The sequence below is a fragment of the Chitinophaga sp. G7 BAM 1005 genome, assembly GCF_057126945.1.
The window spans coordinates 3,669,796-3,686,783 of sequence record NZ_CP181478.1; the positions used below are offsets into that span (position 1 = coordinate 3,669,796).

Below are 16,988 nucleotides of genomic sequence, written 5' to 3' on the forward strand. Positions count from 1 at the left end.
ATTTAAGTGGGTAATATTTTGAAGAAATAACCGGTAATTTTTAATTAAAAAGAACTGACAATTCATCGTCGTCAAGTCCATCCGGCCGTACGCCCAGGGAAAAAGAAGTAACTGGTAACTCTTCCCTGAATTTATTATATGCCACCATATGCAGCAGCCATTTCACCAGGTTGTCTGCAAATGATTGAATGGTAGCCTTCTCATGGGCTAAACGATTATACTGTATATCTATTTCCAGTGTATTCTTTAATACAATAACATTGAGCTCCACCTTAGCCGTCATCACATTGTCCGGGTCCACATTACTTCCCGTGGTGTCATCAGAATAAGCATACAGATCATTGTCGAACTCCTGGTCAAATTGTCCGAGGTAGTTAAACCTGATTTCAGACAATTTCTCCCTGTTAACCTCCAGGGCCCGATGCAGGTAGTTGAAAATACCGTATCCCAGCCCATTGCCGGGAACGTGGGTCATCTGCTCCCTGACCTCCCATATAACAGCTTCAAGAGACCCCTCATAGAGTTGCAGTCGCTGAGGATACATAGAAGTAAACCAGCCAACAGTCCTGGAGATATTCAGATCATCGAGATATCTTCCATGATTTTCCTGCTCGATAACACATACATTCTTTCCTGTCCAGTCCCTGACAGACAGCGCCAAAGCCGCATTTAACAGGATGGTTATGTCTGATTTATATACCTGGTGTGCGAGCTTCAATAACGCCCGCGTGCCTGCTTTATCTATCGTACGTTTTTCATTTGCAGCATTCATCGTGCGCCAGTCTGCCGGACGCTCATCCAGGGGAAGTGAAAATGGAACATCGGCCACTGATTGCCAGAATGCCAGCTCAGCTGCATTGCCTTCAACATGCGGATAACGCAGCAAAGCGTCGCACCACTCTTTGGCAGTTGCTGTTTTAGCGGGGAATTTTACCGGGGTATTGTTTTTCAGACTTTTGTACGTAGTATAAAGGTCCTTCAACAAGATTCTCCAGGAAACCCCATCAACAATTAAATGATGTGCTGTGATAAATAACATCCTGCGGTTTCCTCCTATTCTGAAAACAGCTGCTTTCAAAAGAAGATCCCTTGAAATATCAAAGCTGTTTTTAAGAGACATGCATATTTCACTCATTTCCTGGCCCTGAACTTCCAGGTCATATGATGTTATGGTGAATGGACTATCGCGGTGATGCTTGTTATAGAATAATGTTTTCCGCCGGCAATCATAGTTCATTCTCACTCCATCGTGTTGCCTGATGAGCGCCTGAAACGACAACTGCAGCAAATGGAGATCGATCTCTTCATGAAACGAAAGCAACATGGAATGATTGTAGAAATCAGGACGTTGAAAATCCTGATCAAAAAACCAGGCTTCAATGGGCATCAGCTCACGGGAGCCCTCTATATATCCCTGCTCATATTCCCGGCGACTTTCCGTATTCTGCAGGTTAGAGACGATCTGCCGGATTGTTTGATAGATGAGAATATCCTTTATGGTCAGCATAAAGCCTTCATCAGCCAACCGGGACAATATCTGGATAGCCTTGATAGAATCCCCGCCAAGTTCAAAAAAATTATCACTGGCCGAAATATTATCTACCCCAAATACGTCATTCCAAATCGCTATAAAAGTTTTATCACGTGCATCTATCTCCTGGACATTCGAGGCTTCAGAAAATTCCACCGCCGGAAGTGCTGCATGATCTACCTTTCCATTAGAGGTAAGCGGATAAGCATCCAGTTCAATAAAATAAGCCGGCATTGCGTAGTAGGATAATCTATCTGACAGGTATGACCTGAGCAACGGTTCAGCAATGGTCTCCTGCATCCCCGAAACAATGTAATAAGCTATTATAACAGGTGATTTCTTCCCTTCTCTTATGATGGCTACCGAAGAAGTAATGCCCTCGTATGTTGCCACCTGGTGTTCAATTTCAGTCAGATCAATTCTATGGCCGCTAATCTTAATTTGCTTATCCGTCCGGCCTACATACTCAATAAGGCCGGAAGGGAGGCGCTTCGCAATATCGCCTGTCTTATACATTCTTAACCCTTCCACAAAAGGGTCGTTGATGATTTTCTGCCCGGTGAGTTCCTGGCTACGCAGATATCCTCTTGCCACCCCTTCGCCGGAAATATACAATTCCCCTTTAACTCCGATGGGTACCGGCTTAAGCGAATCATCCAGCACATATATGCGGGTGTTAGCGGCAGGTATGCCAATAGGCACTGCCACGGCCTTGTCTGCCGGGTCAAATTGATGGATCATGCATCCTACAGTCGCTTCTGTCGGTCCATATTCATTATAGATCTCTATGTGATCACCAAAAAGCAGGTGTATTTCCTCCGCGGTGGAGCGGGTCAATTCCTCACCACCAACGATAAAGCGTTTTATTTTACTGTTGCGTGCAACCTCTCTGGAAATGCAGGACGCGATCAATATCAAATGCGAGGGAGTAGCTTTAACCACCGCCACTTTATTATCAAGCACCACTCTCCGCATCAAAAACTCGTCTTCCGCTGCGCTATAAATAACGATCCTGTTACCGGTTACCAACGGTAAAAATAAAGAGGTGATGGTTAAATCAAATGAAATAGAGGTATACAGCGGGAAAGCTGCTTCCTCTTTTTTCACATACATGTCAGAAGCCCAGGTAATATAATTGACTAATGAATGATGCTCAATCATTACGCCTTTGGGATTACCGGTGGTACCGGAAGTATAAATGATGTAAGCCAGGCTGTTTGGCTCAGCTGGGCTATAAGTGGCAGGAACATTTTCCGGTAGTGTCAGCGAACTGATATCCAATACCTCCAACATGGGCAACTCAGAAAGCAGCAAAGCTACTTCCGGCAGATTATTTTCCTCTTTGCCAGTGATCATCATGCTTGCCCTGCTGTCTGTAAGCATGTAGCTGATTCTCCGGGCACCCGTTGATATATCAATGGGCAAAAAGCAGGCACCCGTTTTCAGCACCGCCAGTATGGCCACCATCAGTTCAGGACGCCTGTCCATCAGCACTGCCACAATACTCTCCGCGTTGATACCTTTGCTTCTCAGAATAAATGATAACCGGTCAGCCTGCTCATTCAATTGACGGTAAGTGATAGTATCATCCCCGTATTCTATCGCAATCGCCTCCGGCGTGGCTTCCGCCTGCCGCCGGAACTGTTCATGGATAGTGGTATGGAGCGGGAAATCTGCGGCGGTGTCATTAAAATGATGAATGATATCCTGGTACTCTATCTCACTCAACAAATTTATTTCATGAATGCTGATGTCCGGCTTCTGCGTTATTTGTTTTACCAGGTTAGCAAAGTGACCGGAAATCCGTTCAGCCGTTTCCTTTTTGAAGAGGTTTGTGTTGTATTCAATGACATACTTTAATGTCTGGTCATAATAAAATACTTCCATCGAAAGATCAAACTTGGCAATTCCCGGATCGAAGAAATAGCGCTGCACCTGCAGATCGCCGGTCTTCATATCTTCGTAGCCAATGTTCTGATAAACGAACATGGTATCAAAAAGACGATTACGACTGGCATCAGCCGGTCCCCCCGCCTGTTGTATCATTCCTTCAAAGGGATAATCCTGGTTATCCAACACGGCCGTTAACAGGTGATGATGTTTTTCCAGGAGGTCAGGAAAAAAAGTATTGGCGGGAATATCGCTTGTCACAGGCAGGCTGTTGACGAACATGCCGACTATATTCAATAGATCGGGGTGCGTTCTGCCAGCGGCGGCAATACCTATCACAACCTGTGGCTGTCCGCTGTACTTTGATAACAGCACGCTGTATAATGTGAACAGGAGTGTGTTCAGTGAGCAGGCATACTGTGAAGCTATCCGGGAAAGACTGGCGGTGATATCTTTATCCAGCACTACTTCCAGCTTTTCTCCTTTAGCATTAAAAATAACGGGACGGTTGAAATCAATGGGCAGGTCTAGTACCGGAACGGATTGAGCCAACTGCTGTTTCCAGAATAATTCCTGCCTTTGGAGGCAGCCCGATGCAAACATACGATGCTCCCAATCTGAGTAATCACTGTAATTAACGGCAATGGAAGGCAGCTCATGCCCCCTGTAGCATTCGAATAATTCCTGTATGAAAATATTCACGGATATGCCATCGCAGATGATATGGTGAAAATCTAAAAACAAGTAATGTTGCTGCGCCGGAATGTTTACCAGGCGGACCTTGAACAGTGGTGATTGATGCAGGTCGAAAGGGGTAATCAGCTCCCGTAATAATTGATCCGGGTTCTCACGAGTGGAAGTTATATAATCAAACGGCAAAGCCACTGTTTCATGAATCCTGTATGCCGGCTGTTGAGAGCCTTTAAATGACATACGTAACACTTCATGCCTGGATATCAGTGTTTCTATGGCTGCCTCCAGTTTCTCCCGGTTAACAGGACCGTCTATCTTAAATATAACAGGTATATTGTATGCGGTAGACGTTTGATCTACTTCCCAAGTATAGTACATCCTTTTTTGTGCAGCAGACAATACATATGTATCTGCCGGTGCTACACGGGAGATGGAATGATAAGGCGCCGCTTTCTCCAGGTTGGCTATTTCAGCAGCGAGTGCCGGGATGGTAGGATAGCGGAAGAGTACTTCCAGGCCCATCTCCACTCCCAATTCCTTTTTCACCAACATGCATACCTCAGATGCCCTTAAAGAGTCCCCGCCATTTTCAAAGAAGTGACCTTTCCCCTCAAAATGCTGATGCTTTAGAATCCGCTGCCAGATATCAAATAGCTTTTGCTCGATAGGTGTGCCCGGGCGGAACATGTCAAAATCATTGGCCGCATCTTCCGTTAAGCGAAAGAATGCATTCATTGTTTCCCTGTACTTACCGTCGAGGTATTGAGCTATCAGCTTAAAGCGTTGCAGCTTACCACTGGTAGTTCTGGGTATATTCTTTACAGGAATCACCTCGTCAATCTCAAATCCACACCTGGTATTGATCAATTTCCTCAGCTGCATTGCGGTTTGAATGAACGAGGAAAGCTCGCCCCGGTGAAGCACAAAAGCAATCACTTCGTCTTTCTGTGTACTCCTGTTAAAAAAGCCACCAACGGCTACCTTGTTTAGTTCTATGGCATCAATTTCCTCCGCTATGCGTTCAATGTCGTGCGGGTAAAAATTCTGACCATTAATAAAGATGATATCTTTCGCTCTTCCGGTGACAAATAATGATCCCTTGTCGCTGAGGAAGCCAAGGTCACCTGTTTTCAACCATCCATCCGCACTGAATACTTGTCCGGAAGCATGCTTGTCATTGTAGTAGCCCTTTGTTACGTTATCTCCCTTTATCTGTATATGGCCTATTACAGCAGCATCAACCGGATGATCATAATCATCCGCTATTCTCAGTGAACAGCCATCCACCGGTTTGCCAACATCTGCAAAAGAAACAGCGTCAGTAGATTCTTCACTAAACACAACCTTATCATTGATATTAACATGATTTCTACTGACCATTACAGATACCACATCGCTATCAAGATCCGATATGGTAACTGCCACACTCGCTTCTGCCAGTCCATACACCGGGCGCATTGCCTGTTCCCTCAACCCAAATCTTTTCATGCTATCTGTAAACTCTTTACAGATTTCTGTAGATATGGGCTCAGCGCCGTTATAGATAATCCGCAGGTTGGAGAGGTTCCAGTTGTGATGATCATCGGGCGTATAATGCTTCAGAAAATACCGGTAACCGAAATTAGGTGAGCAGGTAATGGTGGCCCCGTGCCGGGAAAGCGCATCCAGCCAAAGTGCAGGCCGGCGAACAAACAGGCTTGTTGGTATCAGACACTGATTCATTCCATGCAGTAAAGGATTAAGATGAAAGCCGATCATACCCATATCATGGGTCAGTGGCATCCAGCTCAATGTAGAATCTGAAACCGAATATCGGGCAGCATTACTAATGCCCTGTATGTTGGCAATAAGATTTTCATGAGTAAGCACAATGCCTTTGGGATTTCCGGTAGAGCCTGAAGAAAACTGGATAAACGCAATGTCCTGCGGGCTTACCATTACCGGCTCAGCAGCCGCGCCGGCCGATAGCACTTCCGACTCATTAATGTAACGCTTGCTGATCGCGTCACTGTTTACAAAAAGAGAGTTTGAGAGGTCATATTCGGTCATCTTTTCAAAGTGCGCTGCAGAGGAGATGAGGTGAGGCCTGTTCAATATCTTCCAGACATTAAACAGCTTTTGCCGATGCATATCCGTTCCTCCCGTTGCCAGCGGCACCGGGATCATTCCTCCTAATATGCAAGCCCAGAAAGCAATGAGAAGAGATCTATTATCATCGGTTTGCAGGATCACCTCGTCATTTCGGCAAACGCCCCGTTTTTGCAGCACCAGTAAACACTGCAACGCTTTTTCATACAAATCTTCATACAACAGGAAATGTTCATCAGTATGGCTTTCAATAAAGGTAATACCAGCATTTCCTAATGTACTTTGTGCCTGTATAAGTTGAGTGAGATTTGTTATACGCATATCGCTTAATTAACTCAGATCTGGCTTCCAAACTCAGCGGAATGCTCGCGTGGAATTACAGGAAAATCCTGTCAGTGCAATCACATAGTGGCACAACATAAATTTTTATCGCATAGCTTACCCTATTCGCAGAATTATTACATGCTGAAAAACAAGTACGCTAACGGCAAAATGAGTGTCAGGTTGAATTTGAGTGGAGCAAGACACAGCTCCGCTGAAGGTTGTTACAAATCGAGGGTCAATAAAAAAAACTGAGAAATTCGGGTTTAATATTTGCAAAATAATGTTTTAAATGATAATTTCAAAATTATTAGAAGAGTCAAAACTGCTTTTCTATTTTTTGTATAATAACCCAATGTTTACTGTGCTGTATCCATATGCCTTCCTATAGTGCATCACACATTTTGAATCTTCAATTATCAATTAATTTCTGTTTATGCAATCCAACGTTACAAAACCCGGTTTATTAACGAAGCTCCAAACCTCATCTGTAGCCAGATCCTTAAAAGAAAAAATCCTTCTTAAAATAAAATCACGCTACGGGATAAGCGCAGATCTCGGTATTATCAGCATCAACAGCATCAACAGCATAAAAATAAAGCCTGTTAGCTTATATAATAACGCCCGGAATATGATATGCGAAACCGGCAGTATCCATGTTAAGTTCAGCTGGTATTCCCTTTTAAAAGGCAGGATAAAACTCATCTCTGTAAAAATATCTGATTGCAAAATTGTCATTAACAAAAGAGAAAACATACCTGCAAGTATGACAGCGAAGAGCACGGTAGTTACCAATCCCCAGGATATGATCAGAAATTTTTACAAACGCTTATCCACCCGGGTAGACACTGCGTTTGAATCGATTCCTCCGCAGGTTAACATTGAGAACCTGGAAATAATTCTTTCGGGCTCCAAAAATGTCCAGGTAAAAATCAGTTCGCTTGCTTTGAACAAACGCTATTACAACTCGGCGCCTGACACCCGTCTCCAGGATGGACGCTTCCAGCCAAAAGGAATATCCAGGAAGCTGGTTGCGGAAAAACAGCTGACGGTAGATGTCGGTAATTTCACCATGATCGCTGATCTACAGACAGATACTCCTTCCACCGCAGTAACCGCCAAACAATTAACATTCAGACTTAGTCGGGGTAAAGACGAAAACAACGGGACCTCTTATGATCTTGAAACCAATACGCATAACCTCACCTTACACAATAGTAAGGTAAGTAATCAGCAGGCATTTACCTGTGACCTGGGCCTGATGCTGTATGCCAAACCCGATCTGGAAGGATTTCATATCGACCGTCAATCCTGTTTTCATCTGAATAACCTCAGATTCCCATTCTACCTGGATCATTTTTACAGGGAAAATGACATTATCGAATTGGGAGTAAACCTGGTTTCTTGTCAAATGGAGGATATATTGAAATCTTTTCAGGACTTCAGTACACAAAGTTTATACAGCAGTTCGTTTTCCGGTACCCTGGGCTTCCTTTCCCGCTTACGGTTTGAGTTAACCAACTCATTCAAAAGAGAATTTGAAATCAAACTGGATAACAACCTTCGCATTTTGGATCATGGCGGCGCAGACTATTCTTATTTAAAACAACCTTTTGTTCATAACGTTTATGATGGAGATATCGCTGTAAAATCAATTAACCTTGACAGCGGCAATTCTCTTTTCCTTCCGCTGGACAAGATCTCAACAGATCTTAAAAAGGTAATTATCTGTACCGAAGACCCCCATTACTACACTCACAAAGGAATTGACTCTGAGGCTATCTTTCTTGCTATTGCATCCAATATAAAAAGCAGGAAACTAAGCCGTGGCGCCAGTACCATAACCATGCAGGTGGTCAGAAATCTTTTCCTGTATCATAGAAAAAATTTTCAAAGAAAAATAGAGGAAGTTATCCTGACGTGGTACCTGGAAGAAGTGTTTTCCATTGGAAAGGACCGGATATTAGAGATATACCTTAATATCATTGAGCTGGGTCCAGGTATCTATGGCGTCCAGGAAGCGGCTTACTTCTATTTTGATAAACCGGCTAATCAGCTCACCCTGACTGAATCGCTTGCCCTGGCTTATATTATACCAAGACCGAAATTCTTCCTGGAAGCCCTTAAAATGAATTCACCGAAATTAAGAAAGAACCTGACAGCACACATCCTGCACAATTCAAAAGTGATGCTTAAAAAGGACATCATATCTTTGGAAGAATTTGAAAACATACAATACAAAATAACATTTGCACCCGGCCTGGGAGAGTTGAATCTAACAGAAGCGGAGGCAGCCATCACCGGTAATTAACCTGACAAAACGATATAAATCATTATTCAGATAAGACAGCCATCTGGGATTCGGAAAAAATGTTTTCCGTATGTCCATCCGCGTAAGCCGGTCTTGACAATGAAAAATAGGTATGTTGCAAGAACCGGCTATAAAGCTCACTGGACCTCAGTTCTTTAAGTATTTCGAGGCATCTGATTTCATAGTCGCCGAATAGTTCCCGGAATGAAACTGTTTCGACATCCCCACCCAGATCCAGAAATTTCAACTTGATTTTCCCTCTATTTAAAAATTTCAACCTGAATAACCTGGTGGTTCCCGGCTGGTATCTTTTGATGGTTGTCCACATGATCTCGTCGTTCTTCATAATATCCCATTTGAACCAGTTTCTGTGGAGAAATAATATTTCCCCAGCCGGGTCATGTTGTACCATTGACATACCGCAGAAGCCAACGGTAGATTCTTCCATTCCACATAGTCCTACGCCGGCTGCAATCATATAATAAGGAGTATGCAGCGCTTTCCAGGCAAATCTGAAGGTATCTTTATCTCCCAATAACATCCTGTAATAGTCTTTTTTATTCAGGTTAAAATGCAGGCAAAGGTTAAGTTCTTTCCAACACTTTTCTTTGTTAATCAATAGCTGCCCGCTCTCCTGCTCTATCGAACCATCCTCTTCGGAATCAATAATTTTCCAAATAGGATTATGGCGGTCGGTTGTCCAGAAGTCGGGCCAAAAAACCGTTCCATACTCCAGGTATTCTTTGCTGTCAAATAGGAATGCAGGATCTGAGATACAATTATTATCTGCATCCAGGTATAACACTTCCCTGAAATCACTTTGTAAAATGGCAAATGGCTTCATGGCGTAGCTCGTGAGTGCAGTAAGATCGGTTGTAGTGTGGTCCTGGCAATTCCTGCACCTTACATTCAATCCTTCCAATGCCGCGATGGCCTCTGCATTCAGCTCTATTCCGGTATACCATACTTCTATGGGGAGAGTGCAGCCATTTCTCCTTAACATATTGATGTTGATCCAGGCACAGGTGAAATAATTCACGCCCCCTGCACAAATTACAATCCCTCTTCCTGAAAAACGGGCAGGGAAAGGTTCTATTTCCATAACGAACTTTCTCCATTGGGTATTTAATTTCCTGATCCATTGTCTATTACCTGTACAATGGACTTTTCTCACACAATCATCCGTAAATGTTGACTTTCCTTCTTTTAAAGATCCGGAGGTACGCCTTTTAAAAAGTTGGAGGAACTTAGTCGTGAGCATAATAGTAGTGTCGGGTTTAAACAAATTAATGAATCCGTGGCATCAGACTAATATAGGAAATAATTTGAAAACTATTTCCTATATACAATCAAATGGAATAGGAGATTCAAATTATTGCACAAGAGTTTGACAAGATTTCGTCACCCTTTTTTCTCATTTCCGGGTTTGCCTTCTTTTCATTTATAACGTAGTTTTTCCCGGTTCATTCCTGAAAGCGGAGCGTCTTTTCCGGGCACAGAATCACAAACAGCGATAGAAGAGCACTGTTTCTGCAATACTATATCCTGTCAAAATTGTTTTGGCAAAAGAATGCGAATTTTGAAACGCGAATCCGCACTTTTCGCGCTTTGATAGACTAACAAATAGACCAAAAACAAAAAACCCGCGCTAAGCGCAGGTTTCAAGTTTCTCCAGTGATCCCCTTGGGACTCGAACCCAAGACCCATACATTAAAAGTGTATTGCTCTACCAACTGAGCTAGGGAATCTTCCTTTTTTGTTTAACGGAGTGCAAAGATAGGAATTTCTAAATTACTTCCAAACTCATTTTGAATAATTTATCCACATCAATTGAAATGAATATATAAAACGCCCTTTCTGCGCAACGCAGAAAGGGCGCAAAGCAAATCATTTCGAAGAAACAGAAACAGCAGCAGGATTAAACTTCGCATCCAGCATCTTCATAAAATACCCTCCTACTACACTCCTTGCCTGAAATCCCACCATCTTCCCATTGGTAGTTTCATGCCAGTCGCTTAGCGGCACCCGTGTAGTCGTGCCCGTTACATAGGTATATAAAGGTGCTACGAGCGCATCAAAGTCGGAAGAGTTATCCGTGAGTACAGCCGTCCACATAATCCAGTCTGATTTGGTGTAGGTTTTACGGCTGTCCAGTGGTAGTCCGAATTTATGTTGTTTGGTCAGGTAAAAGTCTGTTTCCTTTTTGTACACCGCCGCGGGGAATAAGTTAAAGTTGAGCACTTTGTCCCATACCATGTTGTATTTCTGGCTCCAGGTGTTTTTGCTTTCGAAAGCAAGACTGAAATGATCGCCATCATCAGCGAGCTTCACCCAGTTGGCGGCCATTTCTTTTGCGGCGTTTTCGTATTTGGTAGCAACATCGGTAAGACCTTGCAGCTTCGCCAGCATGGCGTATGAGCGGATACCCGCAATCGCTTTCAGGGAAAGATTGGTATTGCGCGCAAGGTGACCCGCAAAGTCATCGGTACATAACTGGTTAGCGGGATCAAAGCCTTCTTTCAGCAGGTATTCCGCCCAGGTGGTGAGCGTTTTCCAGTTTTTTTTGGCGTAGTCCGCATTACCTTCTGCGCGGGCAATAGCGCCTGCCAGCACCAGCATATTACCGGATTCTTCTACCGGCATGCCTTCGCCGTAGGCTTGTCCGTTGGCGAGTGGATAAGTACCCAGGTCGTGTGCGGCATAAGGCTCGGTGAATTTGCCGCTTTCAGAGAAATAGAAGATGCCGTTCATCATGCCTTTCAGCAGGTCCGGGTTGTAGAGCAGGAACAGCGGGGCAGATGGGTAGGTAACATCTACCGTGTTAATACAGCCATTGCTGAAGTTTTCTTTAGAGAGGAAAAGGATTTCTCCCTGCGGACTCTTAGCCAGTTTATGTGCGGAAATAGCTTGCCTGTAGGCCAGTTCGCAGAGTTTGGCGTACGTTTCGCCACCGGCGCTTACGGCATCTTTATGCAGTTGCGCATTGAATTTTGCGCATTTATCGAGGATGGAAGCGTAATCGGTATAGGCGGCATTCAGTTGTTTATCGATGGTTTGGGTGGCATCATTTTTCCACCATGCTTTCAGGTTGGTATTGAAATACTGTAAGGCGTAAAGGTCATCGTAGCCGAGCAGGAACAGCTGTTCTTTAGGCGTAGCGTTTACGGTGCCCAGGTCCACAGCGGTGCTAAGCACCAGTTGCTTATCCAGTTTGGTGCTGGCGGTGGTACCGTTGGCAAATGCGGCCATGGCATCACCGGCGTTACTTACATATTGCACCGGGCGGGTGGCCGTTGGTGTGGCAATGTACATGTAACCCCAGTCTATCCGCAGGTCGTCGCCTTTCTTTTTCAGCATAGGTTGTTCTTTGGTGCCGGCTTTCAAAATGGAGAGCTGGCCGTTGCTATATTTAGAAGTCGTTACTGCCTGTGCGGGCACGTTTACGCTGATGTTGGTAGATGCGCCAAAGTACACCTGCACTTTGTGAGCGGCGTTATCGTTGGAAGTTACTTTATAGGAAATATAAGAGATGGGCCTCGACAGCAGCATCAGGTCGTCCATCAGCAAGGGAGAGGTAAACGTGAGGGTTACGTCAGCTTTGCCGCAGGTGAACTGGTAGCTGGTTTGTGTGGCGTTGATGTTCACCGCTGTCTGAATCCCTTTCTCTATGCCTTTGTTGCCCGGAGGAGGCACCAAACGCGCAATGCCTGCATCCAGGAAGGCGCCGCCGGCGGTGTTGAGGATATGTACGGCCAGTACGTTGCCTTTCGCCTTCAACTTACTTTTTACGGCATCTGGTATCGGTTTGTAGATATATTGATTCAGCCAGCCTTTATGCCCGTAAATCTCTTCTCCGTTGAGGTATACGGTAATATTATCATCATGAGAGATTTTCAGGAATAACTCCGCGGCGCTCAGGTCGCCGGCATCGAAGGTTCTCCTGGTCCACAGCTCGCGGCTTTCCCAGTGGGTGCCTCCGGAGGCTACGTTATCGCCAAACGGCGCTTTTCCTGATTTCCAGGCTTTGTCGTCAAAGGAGTTTTGCATCCAGCCCTCTGCAGAGGTGGTTTCGGTGTACTTCACCTGGTAAGGCGCTTCATCGCTGGTAGCGGCTATGGCCTGGTAACTCTGCTCGTTTTGCCCCAGCACCCGGTAGGTAACGCCGTCCACCTTTACAAGCCCGGTGAGCGATTGAGATGCGCCGGTCCAGTGTTTGGTGGTGCTGCCATTCAATTCATCGGTGGCCGACCAGATACTGAAGTAAGGATCATGCGTGATCAAAGGATAAGACGGCGCCTTCTGTTGTGCTACGGCGCTGCCGCCAATGCCCAGCAGGGCTAAAAATGCAAATGTTCTCACCATAACGGGATTTGATAAATCGATTAAGCGTATAAAGTACAATTATTAAATGTATTACATTTTCCGGGGGATTCATAACCGTTCATAAAAAAACGGCCCGGTCACTTGTATATCATCCATAAACGTGGTTAGTACTAGCTGTCGAATAAAATATCTCCGGAGGAAAGAAAATAAAAAAGCGCAAACCCTACTTCCGCCTTGGAGGCCCTGAGAAGCCTTGTCAGTACGTTTTCGGATCTGCGCGTATCTTAAATTAATTAAATGCCGTGCATGTAAGGAGCGCAAAAATACACTTTTGCATCAAATTCTTCACTAAATATTAGTGAAAGAACGCAAACCATTCGGGACGGGAACGGATCAATGTGGCAATCCCCCATATCAGCGCAGCCATACCCAGCGCCCCCGTCAGGAAAACAGTCAGCATCAGCAATGCCTCCTTCAGCAGTACCGGCGCCCATAACAACACCCCCCACAACACCGCACCGGATGTAAGAAGCGCCGGCACAGATACATATAAAAAGTCTGCAACGGCGTGTTGTAATGATCAAAACTCTGCAGAATGATATGCGTATACTGCTTCGCAAAATACCGGCGTGTAAGGATGGCCGTTAGTTGCGTCCACAACAAAAGCGGCCACCAGTGCAGCCAGCCCCAGCAACAGCCGGGACGCGGTAAACACGCCCCGGAGCGCCTGCAACCGCGAAGCTTTGCTCAGAACTAAGGGAGGCGCGGATAGCTTACCGCTACCCGCTTCCTTTATTTTTAAAACACATCTTTTTATAGTCCTGCTCCCAGCCAGCTGTCCGGCACGGGTTGCAGCTTGCTGCTGTTTACGCTGTATTCCAGCTTCAGCGTGTATCCGCCTCCGCCTTCTACAAACGCTACTTTAATGGGATGCCAGCCTTTCTCCAGCGCTACCTGCCCGCTTTTCTGCAATGGTGCATGCCAGCCATCATTATTCACCACTTCCTGGTCGTCGATATATAATATGGCGCCGTCATCTGCGGTCAGGTAAAAGCTGTAGATACCAGTAGCTGGCACGTTGATATAGCCATACACCCTTGCGCCAAACGGACCGCCGCCTTTACCCATGCCTTCCGGGATGAGGACGTTGTTCACACGGATGAAGCTGTCGGCCTGCTCCTTGATTTTGGTAGCGCTTTTATAGGCGCCTTCAAAATAATCCAGCTTTAAACCCGGCCGCGCATCTTTCACTACGGTAGCCTTGCGGTAGGCTTCTTTGCGGTAACGAAGGGTGTAAATATCACCACGGTTGCCCGCCGGACTGAAAGCCGCCAGCTTTATCGTTTGCGGCTCACGGATAACATAGTTGTCCGGTAACACGGCTGCCTGCTCACCGGGAATAGTACCATCCGTTGTATAGCGGATAGTCATGTCCGTTAGTGGCTTCTTTACCTCCAGTGTTACGGAGTCTACAAACACATTATCTTCTGTAAAACCATCCAGGTCAGGTAAGCGGTAATGTACACCCAGCAAATCCAGGCGTTTGTATTGTTCGTTCAGGCGTTGCAGGTAGTTGTCGTAGTTGTTGCGGTTGGTCCACAACACTTCGGCCAGCGCTGTCATGCGCGGCATAAACATATAGTCCGCACGCTTCTCTGAAGGAATGTATTCTGTCCAGATATTCGCCTGCGCACCCATAATGTGCTTTGCTTCATCGGGCGTTAAGCCTTTGGGCACCGGTTGAAAATGATATACATTATAAATGGAGTTGCGATCGGGAACGGCATCGAAATACAGCGGGTTGCCTGGCGTCATGATCACTGCGTTGCCGTGCCGCGCTGCCTTTACAGGAGCATCGGGCACCCAGGCGCGCCAGTACATCAGCACCGCAGTAGAACTGATACCGCCTTCCAGGATCTCATCCCAGCCAATCAGCACCTTGCCTTTTGAGTGGAAAAATTTCTCCATCCGTTTTACAAAATAACTCTGCAGCTCTTCTACTGTTTTCAGGTTATTGGCCTTCATTACTTCGGCACACAGCGGAGAGGCCGCCCAGCTGGTTTTCTCTACTTCATCGGCGCCGAGGTGAATATATTTGGAAGGAAACAACGCGGCAATTTCTGTAAACACATCTTCCGCAAAAGCAAAAGTAGATTCGTTACACGGACAAATCGGCGTGGAAAAAGTCTTACCCCAGCCTGTTTCACCGCTGCAGGCAAGAAAAGGATACGCCCTGATGGCTGCCATCATATGACCCGGCATGTCTATTTCAGGAATAATTTCCACCTGCCTGTCGGCCGCATAGCGGATAATATCCCGCATCTGCTCCTGCGTATAAAAGCCGCCATACAGCGTTTTACCATCTTTATGAATAATATGCTGCGTATCAATGGCCATGTCAGGGTTGTCAACAGCCATCTTCATACAAACAGAATCCTGGTTATTAAATTCTCTCCAGGCGCCCTGTGAGGTGAGCAACGGGTACTTTTTTATTTCTATGCGCCAGCCCTGATCATCGGTCAGGTGCAGGTGCAGCTTATTCATTTTATATAATGCCAGTAAGTCGATGAATTTTTTGAGATAATCAACGGAGAAGAAATGACGGGATACATCCAGGTGCATACCACGCCAGCCGTAGGCCGGATGATCTTTCAGGAGCATGGCCGGAATGGCGATGCTTTTTAACGCAGGTGCTGTTTCTACAGCAGCCGGCATCAGTTGTCGTAATGTTTGAATAGCGCGGAAAAATCCTGCCGGTGTACCGGCGGTGATCAGCAACTGCTGCGCGGTTACGTCCATCGTATAATCTTCCGCTCCTGCCAGCGCCGTGTTCTGTTGCAGCACAATGGCGCCTTTCACGGTCTTCTTTGCCACGCGTAATGGTTTGCCCAATGCCTGGGTCAACAACGATTGCAGTTGCGCCGTTTCGGTAGAAAAGGTCGTCCGGTTAGCCGGCAGCACCAGTCTGGTAACAGGCGTAATTACAAATGACCCGGTCCTGGCCTCCAGTTGCTGCGGATAAGGAATTAAGGGATAGCGCTCAGATTGCGCGAAGGTAGCCTGCATCAGTAAACACAAAGCCCCTGCAAGCAAGAAAATCTTCTTCATAAAAAATCTCGTTAAAGCATGATGTCCAAACGGCAAACCTAATAAGAAACGTTGCAGTAAACTAATGGGATCTTCGCTTATCATGTAGCTATATTCATCCGCCGCAGATGCTAATCGCTGTAATCTGTTATCTTCAACAGGTGAAAAAACTCTTCTTCGGGCAGTTCCCTTACTTCGCCGGGTTGCAGATCCCCCAGCAGCAGGTTTTCGATGGACACCCGGATCAACCGCTGGCAGCGGTGACTCACCGCCCCCACCATTTTACGCACCTGGTGGAATTTCCCTTCAGTTAAGGTGATCAGCAGCCAGGTATGCGGCACTTTAATGGGCAGCTCCCGCGGATGATCAAACAATCCATCCGGGCGCTCCACTATCTCCACCCGGCACGGTGTGGTAATATATTCCTCGCCCTCTCCCACACAAATAGGCACCCCCTCCTTCAAACGCTGCAGGGTGGCTTCACTCATCTCCCCTTTTACTTTTACGAGATAGGTTCTCTCATGCGGCATCTTCCCCTGGAACAACAACCGCGTCACCTTTTTATTGGTGGTTAATATCAGCAACCCTTCGGAATGATTGTCCAGCCGGCCAATAGCATGGGTCCCTTCCGGGAAATCAAACGGCAGCTCCCCCAGCAATCTCACATCATGAGAGCTGACAAACTGCGACACCATATCAAAAGGCTTGTTAATAATGAAGTATCTGTGCATAAAGAGGCTGCAA

General features: G+C 45.9%; 8 protein-coding genes and 1 tRNA gene. 1 reads left to right on the forward strand and 8 read right to left on the reverse strand.

All coding sequences use genetic code 11. The features are described 5' to 3' along the window. Positions 1 to 40 precede the first annotated feature (40 nt). Positions 41 to 6,523: an amino acid adenylation domain-containing protein gene (locus tag ACMXI2_RS14485; protein WP_483782276.1), complete on the reverse strand. Its 6,483-nt coding sequence runs from the start codon at positions 6,521 to 6,523 to the stop codon at positions 41 to 43. A gap of 766 nt (positions 6,524 to 7,289) precedes the next feature. On the opposite strand from ACMXI2_RS14485, the gene ACMXI2_RS14490 reads away from it, so the two are divergent. Further along, on the forward strand, positions 7,290 to 8,834 hold the full coding sequence (locus ACMXI2_RS14490; protein ID WP_483782277.1) for a transglycosylase domain-containing protein: 1,545 nt from the start codon (positions 7,290 to 7,292) through the stop codon (positions 8,832 to 8,834). 22 nt (positions 8,835 to 8,856) lie between these two features. On the opposite strand, the gene ACMXI2_RS14495 is transcribed toward ACMXI2_RS14490, so the two are convergent. The 7 genes from ACMXI2_RS14495 to ACMXI2_RS14525 all read right to left on the reverse strand — a co-directional run bounded on the left by ACMXI2_RS14495 (position 8,857) and on the right by ACMXI2_RS14525 (position 16,975). Continuing rightward, a complete protein-coding gene (locus ACMXI2_RS14495) occupies positions 8,857 to 9,936 on the reverse strand; it encodes an alpha-mannosyltransferase (protein WP_483782278.1) in 1,080 nt (359 codons plus the stop codon). A 573-nt stretch (positions 9,937 to 10,509) separates the two neighbouring features. Next, positions 10,510 to 10,582: transfer RNA gene (locus tag ACMXI2_RS14500), tRNA-Lys, on the reverse strand. Between the two features lie 139 nt (positions 10,583 to 10,721). Beyond that, positions 10,722 to 13,196 (reverse strand): glutaminase family protein, encoded by a 2,475-nt coding sequence (locus ACMXI2_RS14505; protein WP_483782279.1) that lies wholly within the window; start codon positions 13,194 to 13,196, stop codon positions 10,722 to 10,724. Positions 13,197 to 13,512: 316 nt separating this feature from the next. Continuing rightward, on the reverse strand, positions 13,513 to 13,698 hold the full coding sequence (locus tag ACMXI2_RS14510) for a hypothetical protein (RefSeq protein ID WP_483782280.1): 186 nt from the start codon (positions 13,696 to 13,698) through the stop codon (positions 13,513 to 13,515). Positions 13,699 to 13,737: 39 nt separating this feature from the next. After that, a complete protein-coding gene (locus ACMXI2_RS14515; protein ID WP_483782281.1) occupies positions 13,738 to 13,890 on the reverse strand; it encodes a hypothetical protein in 153 nt (50 codons plus the stop codon). 80 nt (positions 13,891 to 13,970) lie between these two features. After that, complete coding sequence (locus ACMXI2_RS14520; protein WP_483782282.1) at positions 13,971 to 16,265, reverse strand: family 20 glycosylhydrolase; 2,295 nt, start codon at positions 16,263 to 16,265, stop codon at positions 13,971 to 13,973. 110 nt (positions 16,266 to 16,375) lie between these two features. Continuing rightward, positions 16,376 to 16,975 carry a pseudouridine synthase gene (locus ACMXI2_RS14525; RefSeq protein ID WP_483782283.1) on the reverse strand — a complete coding sequence of 200 codons (600 nt, stop codon included), beginning with the start codon at positions 16,973 to 16,975 and terminating at the stop codon, positions 16,376 to 16,378. Positions 16,976 to 16,988 lie beyond the last annotated feature (13 nt).

Excerpts from the sequence above, each read along its gene's own strand:
- ACMXI2_RS14485 (WP_483782276.1), bottom strand. The coding sequence starts at position 6,523 with ATGCGTATAACAAATCTCACTCAACTTATACAGGCACAAAGTACATTA.
- ACMXI2_RS14490 (WP_483782277.1), top strand. The coding sequence starts at position 7,290 with ATGACAGCGAAGAGCACGGTAGTTACCAATCCCCAGGATATGATCAGA.
- ACMXI2_RS14495 (WP_483782278.1), bottom strand. The coding sequence starts at position 9,936 with ATGGAAATAGAACCTTTCCCTGCCCGTTTTTCAGGAAGAGGGATTGTA.
- ACMXI2_RS14505 (WP_483782279.1), bottom strand. The coding sequence starts at position 13,196 with ATGGTGAGAACATTTGCATTTTTAGCCCTGCTGGGCATTGGCGGCAGC.
- ACMXI2_RS14520 (WP_483782282.1), bottom strand. The coding sequence starts at position 16,265 with ATGAAGAAGATTTTCTTGCTTGCAGGGGCTTTGTGTTTACTGATGCAG.
- ACMXI2_RS14525 (WP_483782283.1), bottom strand. The coding sequence starts at position 16,975 with ATGCACAGATACTTCATTATTAACAAGCCTTTTGATATGGTGTCGCAG.